Annotated in this window: 15 protein-coding genes and 1 riboswitch; of the genes, 8 read left to right on the top strand and 7 right to left on the bottom strand. The window is 44.5% G+C overall.

Annotation, left to right across the window (positions count from 1 at the left end):
- Positions 1–34: 34 nt before the first annotated feature.
- Complete coding sequence (locus KIO97_RS24790) at positions 35–283, bottom strand: YciN family protein (protein WP_005426324.1); 249 nt, start codon at positions 281–283, stop codon at positions 35–37.
- A 475-nt stretch (positions 284–758) separates the two neighbouring features.
- On the opposite strand from KIO97_RS24790, the gene topA reads away from it, so the two are divergent.
- The 4 genes from topA to KIO97_RS24770 all read left to right on the top strand — a co-directional run bounded on the left by topA (position 759) and on the right by KIO97_RS24770 (position 7,515).
- Positions 759–3,389 (top strand): type I DNA topoisomerase, encoded by a 2,631-nt coding sequence (topA, locus tag KIO97_RS24785; RefSeq protein ID WP_285384236.1) that lies wholly within the window; start codon positions 759–761, stop codon positions 3,387–3,389.
- Between the two features lie 534 nt (positions 3,390–3,923).
- Positions 3,924–5,141: a glucose-1-phosphate adenylyltransferase gene (gene glgC, locus KIO97_RS24780; RefSeq protein WP_045377884.1), complete on the top strand. Its 1,218-nt coding sequence runs from the start codon at positions 3,924–3,926 to the stop codon at positions 5,139–5,141.
- Positions 5,131–6,588 (top strand): glycogen synthase GlgA, encoded by a 1,458-nt coding sequence (gene glgA, locus KIO97_RS24775; protein WP_285384235.1) that lies wholly within the window; start codon positions 5,131–5,133, stop codon positions 6,586–6,588. The genes glgC and glgA overlap by 11 nt, the downstream gene beginning before the upstream one ends.
- Positions 6,589–6,711: 123 nt before the next feature.
- Entirely contained in the window at positions 6,712–7,515 is an 804-nt protein-coding gene (locus tag KIO97_RS24770; protein ID WP_038889183.1) for an alpha/beta fold hydrolase, read from the top strand.
- Positions 7,516–7,552: 37 nt separating this feature from the next.
- Here the strand turns inward: KIO97_RS24770 and KIO97_RS24765 are convergent, their stop codons facing one another.
- The 5 genes from KIO97_RS24765 to torD all read right to left on the bottom strand — a co-directional run bounded on the left by KIO97_RS24765 (position 7,553) and on the right by torD (position 11,851).
- Positions 7,553–7,870 carry a putative signal transducing protein gene (locus KIO97_RS24765; RefSeq protein ID WP_010645812.1) on the bottom strand — a complete coding sequence of 106 codons (318 nt, stop codon included), beginning with the start codon at positions 7,868–7,870 and terminating at the stop codon, positions 7,553–7,555.
- Positions 7,870–8,559, bottom strand: a complete 690-nt coding sequence (locus KIO97_RS24760) for a TVP38/TMEM64 family protein (RefSeq protein WP_005426239.1) — start codon at positions 8,557–8,559, stop codon at positions 7,870–7,872. The genes KIO97_RS24765 and KIO97_RS24760 overlap by 1 nt, the downstream gene beginning before the upstream one ends.
- A 119-nt stretch (positions 8,560–8,678) precedes the next feature.
- Positions 8,679–9,269 carry a TfoX/Sxy family DNA transformation protein gene (locus KIO97_RS24755; RefSeq protein WP_285384234.1) on the bottom strand — a complete coding sequence of 197 codons (591 nt, stop codon included), beginning with the start codon at positions 9,267–9,269 and terminating at the stop codon, positions 8,679–8,681.
- Between the two features lie 116 nt (positions 9,270–9,385).
- Positions 9,386–9,475, bottom strand: a riboswitch (cyclic di-GMP riboswitch).
- A gap of 280 nt (positions 9,476–9,755) precedes the next feature.
- Positions 9,756–10,760: an HTH-type transcriptional repressor PurR gene (gene purR, locus KIO97_RS24750; RefSeq protein ID WP_240304562.1), complete on the bottom strand. Its 1,005-nt coding sequence runs from the start codon at positions 10,758–10,760 to the stop codon at positions 9,756–9,758.
- Between the two features lie 443 nt (positions 10,761–11,203).
- Positions 11,204–11,851: a molecular chaperone TorD gene (gene torD / locus KIO97_RS24745; RefSeq protein ID WP_005426309.1), complete on the bottom strand. Its 648-nt coding sequence runs from the start codon at positions 11,849–11,851 to the stop codon at positions 11,204–11,206.
- 233 nt (positions 11,852–12,084) lie between these two features.
- On the opposite strand from torD, the gene torR reads away from it, so the two are divergent.
- A complete protein-coding gene (gene torR / locus KIO97_RS24740) occupies positions 12,085–12,798 on the top strand; it encodes a two-component system response regulator TorR (protein WP_005426192.1) in 714 nt (237 codons plus the stop codon).
- Between the two features lie 106 nt (positions 12,799–12,904).
- Here torR and elyC read toward each other — a convergent pair whose 3' ends face one another.
- A complete protein-coding gene (gene elyC / locus KIO97_RS24735) occupies positions 12,905–13,711 on the bottom strand; it encodes an envelope biogenesis factor ElyC (RefSeq protein ID WP_005426158.1) in 807 nt (268 codons plus the stop codon).
- Between the two features lie 114 nt (positions 13,712–13,825).
- On the opposite strand from elyC, the gene cmoM reads away from it, so the two are divergent.
- From cmoM to mukE, 3 genes are read left to right on the top strand one after another with little or no spacing between them, the layout of a single operon-like run.
- Positions 13,826–14,617, top strand: a complete 792-nt coding sequence (gene cmoM, locus KIO97_RS24730; RefSeq protein WP_005532800.1) for a tRNA uridine 5-oxyacetic acid(34) methyltransferase CmoM — start codon at positions 13,826–13,828, stop codon at positions 14,615–14,617.
- A 2-nt stretch (positions 14,618–14,619) separates the two neighbouring features.
- Positions 14,620–15,957 (top strand): chromosome partition protein MukF, encoded by a 1,338-nt coding sequence (gene mukF / locus KIO97_RS24725; RefSeq protein ID WP_285384233.1) that lies wholly within the window; start codon positions 14,620–14,622, stop codon positions 15,955–15,957.
- Positions 15,938–16,663 (top strand): chromosome partition protein MukE, encoded by a 726-nt coding sequence (gene mukE / locus KIO97_RS24720; protein ID WP_005532796.1) that lies wholly within the window; start codon positions 15,938–15,940, stop codon positions 16,661–16,663. The genes mukF and mukE overlap by 20 nt, the downstream gene beginning before the upstream one ends.
- Position 16,664: the final 1 nt, after the last annotated feature.

The raw sequence follows: 16,664 nt of genomic DNA, 5'->3' as shown, positions 1-16,664 counted from the left end.
GAGAACTCTGGCTTTTTTATTGAATTTGAAGCGCTTACTTGTTCAATGTGAACTCTTTTGAAAGGTGGTGCGCTAGGTATTTGAACATATTGAATACTGCTGTTGTATTAGTGGTCGGTAGACCTTTCTCATCGAGGAAGTACTCACCTTTAAATACCAATACATCGTCTTTTTCTTCTACGCTCGTCGCACGCATACCATCGATGTAGTCATCGTGCTCTTGGATGATTTGGTTTGCGATTAAAAGAAGGTCGAATTCTTCAATGTATTTTCTATCAGACATAACGCTCTCGTCATTCAATGAAACTTAAGTGAGTGCAGTATACCCACAATTGTCATGGGTTTGCATGCCTAAATCTCTGATTGCGTGTTTACGCTTTTATACCGGTATACATTTATATAGAGGCGTTATTGGTATATGCATGCAGTGGCTATTTTACGGTCTAATCTAAGGTTACGTTCTGATCGTGAAAGAAAAAATATTTTGTGATGTGAGACAAAATTTATTGAATTCGACTAGCGAGAGGAATCTTTGCCTGCTTAGTATATGCCGCTCAAGACCTTTTTCAGAACCCTGCCTCGTCAAAGTGCAAAGGCGATGAATTGTCAACCAATCGGATCTGAATTTCAAAAAAGCAGTTGATCTTCTTTTCATCTCGCACAATAGTAAAAAAAGAAGCAATGAAATAGAACATTATGCGGGTAGCTTCCTTAGGGGGCAGTTACCCGCATTATTATGAAGGACGTTAGAGTCAGTTATGGGTAAATCGCTCGTTATAGTGGAGTCACCAGCCAAGGCTAAGACGATAAATAAATATCTTGGTAAAGACTTTATTGTTAAGTCTAGTGTTGGTCACGTGCGTGATCTGCCTACGGCCGGTCAAAGCACTGGTGAGAAAAAAGCCGCTGCCATTTCTACAAAAGGAATGAGCCCGGAAGAGAAAGCGCGTGTCAAAAAAGAAAAAGACCGCAAAGCGCTAATCAAAAAAATGGGGATTAACCCATATCATGACTGGGATGCGAATTACCAAATCCTTCCAGGCAAAGAAAAAGTCGTAAGCGAACTGCAAAAATTAGCCAAAGACGCTGATTACGTTTACCTCGCAACCGATTTGGACCGCGAGGGGGAAGCAATCGCATGGCACCTTCGTGAGATCATCGGTGGCGATGAAGAGCGATACAAGCGCGTAGTGTTTAACGAGATCACTAAGAATGCTATCCAACAAGCTTTCCAGACACCTGGCGAGCTAAACATGGACGGTGTTAACGCACAGCAAGCACGTCGATTCATGGACCGAGTAGTAGGTTTCATGGTTTCTCCATTGCTATGGAAGAAAGTTGCGCGTGGTCTTTCAGCAGGTCGCGTACAATCAGTAGCGGTGAAGCTATTGGTTGAGCGTGAGCGTGAAATCAACGCTTTCATTCCAGAAGAGTTCTGGGATATCAACGCGAATACGTACACCAAAGACAAGACCGCATTCAAACTGCTTGTTGCACAAAAAGATGGCGTTGCGTTTAAGCCAGTCAACGAGGCAGAGACCAAAGCAGCGCTTTCGGTACTGGAAAAAGCGAGCTACGAAGTTTGTAAGCGTGAAGACCGCCCAACAAAGAGTAAGCCGTCTGCTCCTTACATCACTTCAACACTGCAACAAGCGGCAAGTACTCGTCTTGGCTACGGCGTTAAGAAGACAATGATGCTCGCTCAACGTTTGTATGAAGCGGGTTACATCACCTATATGCGTACCGACTCAACTAACTTGAGTGCGGAAGCTGTAGATGCGGTTCGTGGATTCATCGGCTCTGAGTATGGTGACAAGTACCTTCCTGCTAAACCGCTAACATACGGTAGCAAAGAGGGCGCACAAGAAGCGCACGAAGCGATTCGTCCTTCCGATGTTTCTGTGAAATCAGAAGATCTACAAGGTGTTGATGCGGACGCACACAAACTTTACTCATTGATCTGGAATCAGTTCGTTGCTTGTCAAATGACGCCAGCAGAATACGATTCAACAACAATCAGTGTGAAAGCGGCAGAATACACGCTAAAAGCGAAAGGCCGTATCCTTAAGTTTGACGGTTGGACTCGCGTACAACGCCCAATGGGTAAAAACGAAGATACGATTCTTCCAGCTGTTCAGCTAGGCGAAAAGCTAGACTTAGAGTCATTAGAGCCTAAACAGCACTTTACTAAGCCACCTGCACGTTTTACAGAAGCGGCATTGGTTAAAGAGCTTGAGAAGCGCGGCATTGGTCGTCCTTCAACTTACGCTTCAATCATCTCTACGATCCAAGATCGCGGTTACGTGAAAGTTGAACAGCGTCGTTTCTATGCAGAGAAGATGGGCGAGATCGTTACGGACCGCCTAGATGACAGCTTTAACGACCTAATGAACTACGACTTCACGGCTCGTATGGAACAGAAGCTTGACCAAATCGCCGAAGGTGATGTGATGTGGAAAGATGTCCTAGACAACTTCTTCACTGATTTTACTGGCGATCTTGAGAAAGCGGAACAGGACGAAAACGAAGGTGGCATGAAGCTGAATCACATTGTGATGACAGATATTGAGTGTCCAACCTGTAGCCGTCCAATGGGTATTCGTACTGCATCTACGGGTGTGTTCCTTGGCTGTTCTGGTTACGCATTGCCACCTAAAGAGCGTTGTAAGACAACGATTAACTTAGGTGACGAAGATGGCATTATCAATGTTCTAGAAGAAGATGTGGAAACTGCAGCACTGCGTGCGAAGAAGCGTTGTCCTATCTGTGAAACAGCGATGGATGCATACCTGATCGACGATAAGCGTAAGATGCACGTTTGTGGTAACAACCCGAACTGTGAAGGCTACATCGTTGAACACGGCGAGTTCAAAGTGAAAGGCTACGATGGCCCAGTTGTTGAGTGTGACAAGTGTGGTTCTGACATGGTGCTTAAAAACGGTCGCTTCGGTAAATACATGGACTGTACGAGTGAGACGTGTAAGAACACTCGTAAGATTCTGAAGAATGGCGAAGTTGCGCCACCGAAGGAAGACCCAGTCCATTTCCCTGAACTGCCATGTGAAAACTCGGACGCTTACTTTGTTCTGCGTGATGGTGCTTCTGGCCTATTTATGGCAGCAAGCAACTTCCCTAAATCACGTGAAACTCGTGCTCCGTTGGTGTCTGAACTTGCTCGCTTCGAAGAACGTCTTCCAGAGAAGTTTAAGTACCTAACGACAGCGCCAGCAGCGGATCCAGATGGTCGCCCTGCAGTGGTTCGCTTTAGCCGTAAGAGCAAAGAAAACTACGTGCGTACTGAAGACAATGGCAAACCAAGTGGTTGGACTGCTTTGTTTGTTGACGGTAAGTGGGAAATCACAGATAAGCGCAAAAAAGCAAAAGCTTAAACATCAAGTTTAAATGGATAAGGCAGCGAATTCGCTGCCTTATTTTTTATCTGCTACTTTATAAATCATTCATTTCACCAATGCTTTTCCCTTCAAGTTTTCTCCATTTTGTTTTCATCGAACGGTCATAGTTTCATCGTATCCTGTCGCAAAACTGCACTTGTGTAGTTAATCGGTTTGTAAATTGTTTTCACAATGTAATCGTTTGCGCTCTGATGTGTGATCAAGATACCGTATTGAGTAAGCAACATCTGTATATGACACGGAATGGCATATTTTAAATTGTAATTTAGTTCCAGTCCGATAACTTATTACACAAATAATGCAACTGTATGCTGTTATTTAGCGCCAAAAATAAAGAATAACTAAGGTGCTGGCGTACGAGGATGTGCAATAGCTTTTTTAGTTCGTGCTGTGAGGGTTCAAAGAAACTTGTCAGTGCGAATGTATTAACGTATTCGCTTGACTCCCCGAGTTCTGCTCATATCAAGCGAGTACCAGTTCCAAGCTATAACTATATATGGAGAACAACGAATGGCTGGTGTTTTGGGAATGATTCTTGCTGGCGGTGAAGGCTCTCGCTTGAGACCTTTAACGGAATCCCGCAGTAAACCTTCGGTCCCTTTTGGCGGGAGCTACCGACTTATTGATTTCGCTCTGAATAACTTTGTGAATGCGGATCTCATGCGCATTTACGTTCTTACTCAATTCAAATCTCAATCTCTATTCCACCACTTGAAAAAGGGTTGGAACATCAACGGCATTACCGACCGTTTTATCGACCCAATTCCTGCGCAAATGCGCACGGGTAAGCGTTGGTATGAAGGTACAGCGGATGCTATTTACCAAAACCTACGTTTTATGGAATTGGCGGAACCGGATCAAGTTTGTATCTTTGGTTCAGACCATATTTATAAAATGGACATCAAGCAGATGTTGGCTTTCCACCAAGAGAAAGAGGCATCACTAACGGTTTCAGCACTTAGAATGCCGTTATCTGAAGCTTCTCAATTTGGTGTTATTGAAGTCGATAACGAAGGCCGAATGATCGGCTTTGAAGAGAAACCAGCAAACCCGAAATCTATTCCTGGCGACCCAGATCATGCGTTGGTTTCGATGGGGAACTACGTATTTGAAGCTCAGACGCTATTTGCTGAGCTGATTGAAGATGCGGACAATGAAGCTTCTTCTCATGACTTCGGTAAAGACATCATTCCAAAGATGTTCCCACGTGGTGATGTGTTTGTTTACGACTTCAGTACTAACCGCATTACTGGCGAGAAAGAAGAAGTTTACTGGCGCGATGTAGGTACGATTGACGCGTACTGGCAAGCTCATATGGACCTGCTTGAGAAAGACGCAGCGTTCTCTCTATACAACCGCAAATGGCCACTGCACACTTACTACCCACCATTGCCACCTGCGACATTTACGGACTCTGACAATGGTCGAGTTCAGATCATCGACAGCTTAGTATGTAACGGCAGCTACGTGCGTGGCTCTCGTATCGAAAAATCGGTACTTGGCTTCCGCAGCAACATCGCTTCTGCGTGTGACATTAGCCAATGTATTTTGCTTGGTGACGTGAAAGTTGGAGAAGGTTGTGTACTTCGTCGCGTGATTGTAGATAAAGATGCGGATATTGCACCGGGTACGCAAATTGGTGTAAATCTACAAGAAGATAAGAAACACTACCATGTGTCAGATGATGGCATTGTTGTAATTCCAAAAGGAGCACGTGTTGGCTACTAACAATTTGTCTGTTCTGTTTGTAGCGTCTGAAGTCGAAGGACTGATCAAGAGTGGTGGCTTGGCTGATGTAGCCAAGGCACTGCCGGAAGCCCTTCAAAATCTTCAGCAAGATGTACGAATTTCTATACCAGCCTATACCGGCATTGAGCAGTTATCAGAGGCGGAAACCGTTCTTGAGACAGAGCTAACGAGTTGGCCTCATACCGCTTACCGTGTCCTAAAGCTAACGCTCGGCGACAATCCAGTTTACTTGATTGATTGCCCTCCGTATTTCAATCGTCCTTCCATGTATGCGGAAAATAACCAGGCTTATACCGACAACGGCGAGCGCTTTGCTTTTTTCAGCGCTGCTTGCCTTGATATGTTACCTAAGCTTGGTTTTCAACCAGATATTGTACATGCCAATGATTGGCATACTGGGTTAGTCCCATTCTTGCTAAAACATCGTTACGGTCACGACGCTTTCTTTGCGAATACTCGCAGCGTTATCTCTATCCATAATGCAGTATTCAAAGGGGTATTTAGCTATGACGATGTTCAGTGTCTTCCTGAGTTTCATTCCCAAAATGTACCAGACGCAGCGGTAAGCGCTACGCACATCACCATGCTTAAAGCGGGAGTGATGAACGCAGATAAAATCAATGCGGTCAGTCCAACTTATGCAGAAGAGCTTAAAACTGAGCTGGGAAGCCATGGTATGGCTTGGGAATTTCAGCGACGTGCTGGAGATTTGGTTGGTATTCTTAATGGCTGCGATTACGGCACTTGGAACCCAGAAACCGATTCGAGTTTACCGCTAAACTACAAAGCGAATCGACAAAGTATGGTTCGTGGTAAAAACGCATGTAAGAAGGCGCTGCAAGAACAACTGGGTCTTGAAGCGTCCGATTGTGCCATGTTTGGTATGGTGTGCCGTCTGACACAGCAAAAAGGGGTTCATTATCTCTTGCCGGCATTGGCTGATTTTCTAAAACACGATGTTCAGCTTGTTGTGGTTGGTACTGGCGATCCTATTCTGGCTGCGCAGTTACGAGATGTTGCCGCACAGTTTTCGAATAAGTTTGTTTTTGTTGAAGCTTATAACAACGAGCTCGCGCACTTGGTTGAGGCCGGTTCAGATTTCTTCTTAATGCCTTCTGAGTTTGAACCTTGTGGTTTGAACCAAATCTACAGCATGGCTTATGGCACTTTGCCTATCGTTCGTGGGGTAGGGGGCTTAAAAGATAGCGTGAATGACTACGACGTGGACCCAACAGACGCAACGGGTTTTGTTTTTTATGAGCCGACGCCACAAGGATTGTTGCTTACCATGCTACGAGCATTATTGCTGTATGCACAAAATGTGAACGAAGTAAGGCGAGTACAACTGCATGCTATGCAAAAAGACTTTTGTTGGCGCAAAGCGGCTGAAGAGTATTTGCAACTGTATAGAGCTGCGTTAAATTGACGCAAAATTTTTAGAAAGTGTAACGAAAGGCACCGAATTAGGTGCCTTTATTACTCTTGTCCTAATAGAGTGTGTTAGGATTTATTTATTCCTGTTCACAAAGAATGTTTTTCATACTGATACATGACTCAGCCACTTTTATTCCACAAAACCTATTTACACCCTACTAGTAAAGAGTGGGTCGTTTTCGTTCATGGTGCTGGTGGCAGTTCTTCGATATGGTTTAAACAGATCAAGGCTTATAAGCAGCATTTCAACTTATTGCTGATTGATCTTCGAGGACACGGAAAATCCAATCAACTGCTTAAAGAGTTGATGACAAGCCGTTATACCTTTACGGCAGTCACCCAAGATATTTTAAAAGTCCTAGATCACCTTAAGATTCAGTCCGCGCACTTTGTTGGTATGTCTCTGGGGACCATCATTGTTCGTAACCTTGCCGAGCTGGCTTCAGAACGCGTACGCTCTATGGTTCTTGGCGGGGCGGTGACACGTTTGAATACACGCTCTCAAATCCTAGTGAGACTTGGTAACCTCGGTAAGCACATCCTGCCATACATGTGGCTATATAAGTTATTTGCTTACATTGTGATGCCACAGAAGAACCAACGTGAATCGCGACATTTATTTATTCGCGAAGCAAAGAAGCTGTGCCAGAAAGAATTCAAACGTTGGTTTATTTTGGCTGCGGATGTGAACCCGTTGATGCGATATTTTAAAGATCGTGAGCTTCCAATCCCAACCCTATACTTGATGGGGGACAGAGATTATATGTTCATTAAACCTGTCAAAGAGATGGTTGCGGTACATAAGCTCAGCGTCTTGCGCGAAATTCCTGATTGTGGACACGTGTGTAATGTGGAAAGACCAGACGACTTTAACCAGCATTCTATCGAGTTCATTAAGCAGCAAAGTCTAGCGGCTTAATAGATTTCTCAGTCAGACCCAAAGAGTAGGGGAGCCACTATGGCTCCCCTATTTGATATCCACATTGCCAGCATGCCCCAAACTGACCTTCATTTTGTTCTGAACATTGTGGGCATTGCCAATCTTGATAAGTTCGGTCCGCTTGTTGTCGATAATCTTCAACAATGGCTGACGCTTTCAACTCTTGCTCCGGATGTAAAAGCCAAACATACGGGTCTGTATCATCGCCAAATGGCAGTTCGCCTTTCAAGCCAAACATTCCCTCACCTCTTACTTCACAAGCTATCTGTTCGGTCTTGAGAAGCTCGCAAACGATATGAGCTTCAGCAGGATTCTTGGCGACGTATATTTTCATTAAGCGTTTCCATTTTGTACTTGAGCAGGGCGAACTTTATTCATAACCCATTTTGCGATGATTGGGAACAAACCAAGTAACGCAAATGACGCTAATACGGTCGGCGACACAATACCTGATAGGCTATCAATGGTGGCGAGCTGAGTACCAGCGTTTAAATACACGGCAGTGCCAGGTAGCATACCGATTTGGCTGGTTAAGTAAAAACGCGCAATGGTCATCGGTGTTAACCCCATCAATAAGTTGATAAGGAAAAACGGAAAAACAGGAATCAAGCGCAGAGAAAACAGGTAAAAGGCACCATCTTTTTCAACGCCTTGGTTAATCGCACTCAGTTTACTCCCAAACTTGCTTTGTACCCATTCTCTCAATAGGTAACGGCTACTCAAGAAAGCAATCGTAGCGCCGATGGTGCTGGCAAAAGAAACCAACAATAAGCTAGTCCAAAAACCAAACAAGGCAGCACCGAGCAGGGTAACGACAGCTGCGCCTGGAATCGAAAACGCAGTGATGGCGATATAAGCAAAGAAATAGGTCGCGGCGGCGTATATGAAGTTTTGGTCAATAAAGCTATTTAACGCCTCTTGCTGTGCTTTTGCATTTTCTAGGGTTAGGTATTGGCCAAAGTTTACACCTAAAAAGAGGATGGTCGCGACTAGGATCAGTCCTAAAATCAGTTTCTTATTCATATCAATTGCTCCGTTTGGCTTCTTAAATAATAAGACAGAATGGAATAAGAAAAAATTTCAAAAAAAACCGCAGCGTGAAAACTGCGGCTTTTACTCAATGTCATACTGATATGAACGCGCTACGGGAGAGCACTCATCAATTCTTCTCGGCGAGACTGAGGTACGACGCTCCAATGTGTACCGTTGATTGCGCCCTCTAGTGCCCACAACAACTCAAGGCTTACCTTTGAGGCATGCGTATCTTGGATTGCTTTGTAAGCGTTTAAGGCACCTTCTTCTTCTAGTTGCTCGACAGAGTCAATGCCTGCTTTCTTCAACATACGTTCAGTTGCTAGGCGAAGGTTCGGAAGGTCTTTCAATCGGTTAGGTTTGGTGCTCGCTTGTTGCTTTTTCTCTTGCTTAGCGGTCTCTAGAGATTGCTTTGCAACTTCAATCAAGCGATCGGTTGAATCCCATAGATCATCAGAAATCGCATAGTATTTCGTAACAACTGGGAAACCACGTTTCTTGTAGACGTACGGTTTTAGTCCTTGAGTCTCGAAGTCAGAAGATGTTTGTCGGTCAGCTCGAATGTGAAGTTGGTTGTTTACTACTAGCGCAAACATCGTTTCATCGGCGAAGAGCCCGAAGCCGCCAAACATTGAGCGCGACTTGATATTACCAAGTGCCTCAAACAGCTTCATTGAGTCTTTGAGTATCGGTTTATCCATGGTGTGTTATCTCGGTGTAATTAATATTACGCCACCAAAAATCAGGTCCGAGAGATTAGCAAATGCATGCAGACACAATGTCATTAAAGGGTAAACTCACTTAATGCATATTTGCCATCGGTAACCCCGCTACCTTCCATCTAATTCGATGGTTCAGGCCGGAGGCTTTGCGTCCCACCCTTTCGAATGGTTTGCCCTGTGCGTGACCATTTGAGAATACTTCGTATATTGAATTAACATCACGTTTCAAATACCAAAGTGTGATCTTGGTTCAGTTAATAGTGCCATTTTGATGTGTTTAGTTTCATATTTTAGGCTGTCTACTTGTCACACTAAAGCTTGATGTAGGAAATGGGCTACAAGTGAGTTAAAACAGCAACTTATCTTAGCTTTTGATTGTATAAGCGATGTCGAATGTTTCAAAAAAGTTATTTTACGCAATAAAAAAGCGCCCCTAAGAGCGCTTTATAAAAAACTGAGGTGGAATTAGTTCAATTTCTTAACTGTATTACGAACTACGATCTCTGGCTGCATCTCAAACACGCGCTTTTCGTGCTCTTTATCTTTGATGCGCTCTAGTAGAATTTCAAACGCGTTTTTACCCACACGACGTTTCGGTTGGTGGATCGTTGTTAGCGGCGGTGAGAAGTACTCAGCAAGCTCAATGTTGTCGTAGCCGATAACGGAGATGTCATCTGGTACTTTGATGCCGTTTTGTTGTAGACGGCTCATCAAACCTAACGCCATTGTGTCGTTAAAGCAGAATACAGCAGTTGGGCGTTTTTCCATTGCAGTGATGTTGTCTGCAGCAAGTACTGCTGTATCACACTCGAAGTTACCTTCAAGAACCCAATCTTCGTTTACTGCAAGATTTGCTTCAGCCATTGCACGACGGTAGCCTGAGATACGCTCTTGGCACGCTGCCTTTTCAAAGTGGCCACTCAAACATGCGATGTCAGTATGACCGTTGTCGATCAGGTATTTCGTCGCGATGTAACCGCCTTCTTCTGAGTTATCAATGATCTTATCTGCCTGTGAGCTTTCTGGGCCCCAGTCCATTACCACTTTAGGAATGTCTGAATGGCGATCAAGCATCTCTTTTAGCTCTTCCGTAAGGTCAGAACACATTACTAGGATGCCGTCTACGCGTTTCTCAGCAAGCATGCGGATGTAGTCACGTTGTTTCTCGTAGATACCACCAGTGTTACATAAGATCAGTGTGTAACCTTGACGGTAACAGTAGCTTTCAACACCATCGATCACTTCAGAGAAGAATAGGTTGGTTGATTGAGTAACTAACATACCGATAGTACGAGTAGAGTTGCATTTCAAACTACGAGCAACAGCACTTGGCGCGTAATTGAGCTCATCCACTGCTTTCATTACTTTTTCTTGAGTGGTCTCTGCAACAAAGCGAGTTTTGTTAATTACGTGCGAAACTGTTGTGGTAGAAACGCCGGCTAAGCGAGCAACGTCTTTAATAGTGGCCATAAATGATGTCCTGTATCGAGCTACTGAATACCGTAGTGAAGACAACCATACGCTTAGGGTCTTGCGCAAACCGAGCAACTGCAGAAAGGGCATTGCTGAGATATTTGGCAGCGGTTGTTCCGAAATCGGTATAAAAAGGTTTGTAGCAACATTTGTTGCTGAAACGCCTATTCCTGTCTTACATAAATGAGAAATAGGTCAGCAATCATGTTAAGAAAACACAAAAACCGCTATATTTCAGCGGTTTACATATAAATCATATTTAATCGTTTGCGCTCACATTTTAGACTGATGTGGGCAGGCTGGCAATATTTTCAGCGGTTGTTTTGTGCCTTTGAGGTCACATTTTAACGGCTAAATTTGTTGGGTTTCTCTGAGCCAGATTAAAAATAAACGAATAAAATAGGGAGCCTAAATAGCAGGCTCCCTAAAATAGGCGGCAATTATTCACCAAGAAGGTAGGTGCTGTCCAGTTTACAGAATGCAATTAATAGTTGCGCAACGCTAACATAGAAGCCAAATTCATCGAATTGCTTACATTTAGCAGCAAACTGAGGCAACCAAGTCATAAGGTGCTGCTGGATGAATTCGTTCTGTTTCTCGAACGCTTCTTCCATATGCTTTTCTTGCTCTAGTTCGTTTGAGCGAATGATCATGTTGCCTAAGAAATCCAGCTCTACCGCTAAGTGGTCGGCTGGTTCTTTAAGGTTTTCGTCTACCTGCACGCCAAAATCAGCCATCAGCTTTTCCATCTCTTCTGCTGGTTTATCATTTAGCAGGCCAGATTTACCGATGTACATAGAGGCGTAAGGCAGTGCGCCGTGTTTTTCTGTTTTAAGGAAAAGTTCGCAGAAGTCTGCAGCTAATTCTAGCTGAGCGTCTTCACGATCTTGTAGGCGGTTGAGTGCATCAACAAGGGTATCAACGGCTGGTTTCAGTGATTCATTTTCACCAAGGCCGGCTAAAAAGCTTCGAATTTCAACACTGTGGTAGGTTTCCAATTCGTTTTCTGTCAGCTCTTTTGCGAACAGGCTAGAAAACCACCAATAGATCTCGGCGCGTTTTTCGTTAAAAGCTTTCACTTCTTGCATTTTTTTGCTCCTGAATGATTCTCCCTTAAGTGTAAACAATTAAGATGAATAGCAGTAACTATAATTGTTATGCTTTGTGGGAAAATATTCGTAGTTATGTATGGCCGTAAATAAGCTTGCTTTGAATCAATAAAATCGCAAAATCTTGCATTTTAATGGTTCTACGACTAGAAATGTTACTAGTTATGAATAGAATACGTCTTGGATAATAAAAAAGACAGAAAGTGGTGTAAATGAGCTATCACGTATTAGTCGTAGAAGATGATGTTGTAACTCGTAGTAAGCTTGCGGGCTATTTCCAAAACGAAGGCTACAAAGTCAGTGAAGCAGAAAGTGGCGCAGAGATGCGTGAAGTGCTGCAAGGTGGCGATGTAGATTTAATTATGCTGGATATTAACTTGCCCGGCGAAGACGGCCTGATGCTTACGCGTGAATTACGCAGCCAATCAGATATCGGCATCATATTAGTGACAGGACGCACGGATAGCATTGACAAAATCGTTGGCCTAGAAATGGGCGCAGACGATTATGTGACAAAGCCTTTTGAACTAAGGGAATTACTGGTTCGCGTTAAGAACTTGCTGTGGCGCATCTCTGCGGCTCGCAACGGTTCTCAAAAAGCAGCCAGCGACACTAATGAAGAACACATTGTGCGCTTCGGTGAGTGGACGTTTGATATTCAACGTCGTGCTCTAAGCCGTAATGGTGAGCCAGTGAAACTAACGAAAGCAGAATATGAGCTGTTAGTTGCATTGTCTTCTTACCCAAATCAGGTACTTAGCCGTGAGCGTATTTTGAATATGATTAGCCACCGAGTGGATGCGCCAAACGATCGTACTATCGACGTTTTGATTCGCCGCATGCGAGCTAAGATGGAGTTTGATCCTAAGAACCCACAAATCTTTGTGACGGTTCACGGTGAAGGCTACATGTTCGCTGGTGACTAAATCATTGCAGTAAAGAAAAAGGAGAGCACTGGCTCTCCTTTTTTGTGTCTGTCATTTTTGTAGCGCAATCTAGCGTAAGAAGCTTGCTAGCGATTAAACGCTGTTTCTATGGCTGCAATATTTCAGGATCTTCCATTTCAACCATTGGTGTTTGACCGACGTTGTCGCGCAGCTTTTGCCACAACCCACCAAGGTATTCATGCCAGTAGAGTTCGGTTTGCTCTAGGTAGCGTGCTTTTGGTGCGTACTTCTGCCATGGCTGCTCGATGTCATCAATCGCCATAAAGTTCGTTGGTGCTGGGATTGGTTTAATACCCGCAGCGTTGAACTCATACAAAGCACGTTTCATGTGGCTAGCAGAAGTCACTAACACAATATCTTTTTGTTTTACGAAGGCTGCCGCTTGGCGTGCTTCTTCCCAGGTGTCTTTCGCGTCTTCCAACAAAATGATATCGGATTTGGCTACACCAAGAGAAAGCGCAACGTTCGCCATCATACGAGCATGGCTTATTTCAGAGCCGCCAGCGTAGCCAGACAGAATGAGTTTTGCACCTGGGTACATACGCAAAATACGAATGCCTTCGGTGAGTCGCATCAGTGCTGTGCGACTTAATTGAGAAGTGGGTGGGATCTCATTGTCCACCACATGTCCGTTACCGAGCACCATGACATAGTCAACAGTACCAGAAACAGGTAAAAACGCTTTGTACTCGCGCTCAAGAGGCATTAACAGCTTGGTTGAAACAGGTTGGAAGGCAACAAGAAAAATGCCGACGAAAGAGAATAGAACAACAAAGCAGCCAGTTTTACGTTTTGTGGTAAAACTAATGAGAGCAAGACCTAACAAGCCTATGATTAACAATGCCGGAAGTGGCATAAGCAAGGCAGACATTACTTTTTTCAGCTCAAACATACGAAAATAGTCCGAAAAAACATCAATTGATTATAAAAATGAGGTTGACCCTCTTTATTCCTGCTTTCCTTGTGACAGAATAGCGGCACAATCCGATATGATAACCCAGCAGAAGTGACAGAAGACCGCAATTTCGACGATATCGCCCACAAATTTGCAAAAAATATTTACGGCTCCGATAAAGGGGAGATCCGTCAAATCATTGTGTGGGAAGATTTTCTACAGATTCTAAGTGAATTAGGCGCCGACCATCAAGCTCTACAAGTCCTTGATGCTGGTGGTGGTTTAGCACAAATGTCGCAAAAGCTTGCTAAGCTCGGACATCATGTCGCTTTATGTGATCTATCTTCGGAAATGCTGCAACTAGCGAAACAGGATATTGAAAAAAACGGTTTGCTTGAGCAGTATCGCCTGATTCATTCGCCTGTCCAATCCATTGGTGATCACATGGAAGCGCAGGTGGACCTTGTCATGTTCCATGCTGTCATGGAGTGGTTGGTAGACCCGAAAACCGCACTCGAAACCGTTTTGGAACAGGTCAAGCCGGGGGGCATCGCTTCGGTTATGTTCTATAACCACCACGGCTTAGTCTATAAAAATGTGGTTTGTGGCAACATTCCTCATGTTTTAGACGGCATGCCTCACCGAAAAAGATTTAAACTACAGCCACAAAAAGGCCTAAAACCCGAAGAGGTCTATCAATGGATAGAAGATTCTGGTTTTAGTATTTGTGGAAAATCTGGTATTCGTTCATTCAGTGATTACATAGGCAATATGGAATACATGGGCGATTACGAGTTTGAAGATGTGTTGGCGCTAGAAAAACAACTTTGTCGACAAGAGCCATACCTCTCATTAGGCCGCTATATTCATGTGTGGGCTAAGAAGAACGATAAACAGGAATAACGATGAGTGAGATGACTCTCAATGCTGCAGAGCAACCAATCGATGAGTTGGTTGGCTGGGTAAAGCAGCACGATTTCTCGTTGAACCTGACCACTGAGCGACTGGCGTTTTTGATTGCCATCGCTGTACTAAGTAATGAAAGGTTCGATGAAGAATTGGGTGAAGGTGAATTGCACGACGCATTTGCCATCGTCACTCGACTTTTTGATGAGACGGGTGAAGCTTCGGCTTTCCGTGCGAACAATGCCATCAACGAGATGGTTAAGCAGCGCCTCATTAGCCGTTTTGTCAGTGAAATTACTGACGGAGCGAGCATTTACCGCTTGTCGCCATTAGCGATAGGGATAACCGACTACTACGTGCGCCATCGTGAGTTCTCGAAACTGCGTCTTTCTATCCAGCTATCCATGGTAGCGGATGAAATGGCGAAAGCGATTGAAGCGGCAAAGAAGGGTGGCACTCCAAGCCACTGGAAGAAAAACGTTTACGGGATCTTGAAATATTCTGTAGGCGAAATCTTCGATCAAATTGACCTCAACCAACGTGTGATGGATGAGCAGCAACAGTCTGTTAAACAACAGATTGCAGACCTGCTTAACAAAGACTGGCGTGAAGCGATCAACAACTGTGAAGCGCTTCTGTCAGAAACATCCAGCACGTTGCGTGAACTTCAAGATACGCTGCAAGCTGCCAGTGATGAACTGCAAACTCAGATCCTAGACATCCAAGAAATTGTTTATGGTGACCCTGAGCTTGAGTTTATCGAAGAAGCTTTGTTTGGTCTGCAGATGAAACTGGACCGAATCACAAGCTGGGGCCAGCAAGCGATCGATCTTTGGATTGGCTACGACCGACACGTACACAAGTTCATCCGTACTGCCATTGATATGGATAAGAACCGTGCGTTTAGCTCGCGTCTGCGTCAATCCGTCAAAGATTACTTCGATGCGCCTTGGTATCTGACTTATGCAGATGCGGAAAGGCTTTCTGACCTCCGCGATGAAGCCCTAGTACTGCGTGATGACGAGGTAACGGGTCAAGTTCCGATGGAAGTAGAATACGAAGAGTTTCAACAAGTCAATGATGAGTTGGCAGAGCGAATTGGTGACATGCTGAAAGCGCATAAAGACCAAGGCGCACCAATCGACTTGAGCGTGGTTCTGCGAGATTACCTTGCACAGCATCCTCACACTCATCACTTTGATTTAGCTCGAATTGTCGTTGATCAGGCGGTACGTCTGGGTTATTCAGAATCCGACTACCAAGCTGTTCAGCCAGACTGGAAAGCAATCAACGAATTTGGGGCAAAGGTACAAGCGAATGTCATCGACCGATACTAATGAATACATGTCAGAGAATCTGGCAAAAGCAATTTCTAACCCTCTGTTCCCAGCGCTAGACAGCATGCTTCGAGCAGGGCGTCATATCTCAAGTGAAGATCTAGACAACCACGCGTTGTTGTCGGATTTCGAACTTGAGCTTTCTTCTTTCTACCAGCGCTACAACACCGAACTGGTGAAAGCGCCAGAAGGTTTCTTCTACCTTCGTCCACGTTCAACATCTCTGATTGGCCGCAGTGTGCTTTCTGAACTGGATATGCTGGTGGGTAAGGTACTGTGTTTCCTTTACCTAAGCCCAGAGCGTCTTGCGCACGAAGGCATCTTCACTAACCAAGAGCTCTACGACGAACTACTTGCACTAGCAGATGAAAATAAGCTGATGAAGCTAGTAACGAACCGTGCGACTGGTTCAGACCTTGATAAAGAAAAGCTGTTTGAAAAAGTGCGTACGTCACTTCGTCGTCTACGCCGTCTAGGCATGATCATCAACATCGGTGAAACCGGTAAATTCAGCATCAGTGAAGCAGTATTCCGCTTTGGTGCCGATGTACGTGTTGGCGATGATATGCGTGAAGCGCAGCTGCGTCTGATCCGTGATGGTGAAGCGGTAGTGCACACCAAAGAACCAAGCCAAGGCAGCCTATTGTCTGAAGAAGATCAAGACGACCAAGCCCAAGAAGAAACAACAGAAGAGGGTGAAGCATGAG

The sequence above is a fragment of the Vibrio sp. B181a genome, assembly GCF_030248375.1.
Lineage (GTDB): Bacteria > Pseudomonadota > Gammaproteobacteria > Enterobacterales > Vibrionaceae > Vibrio > Vibrio campbellii.
The sequence above is the reverse complement of the archived record's forward strand: the minus strand, read 5'-3'. Positions and strand labels throughout refer to the sequence as shown.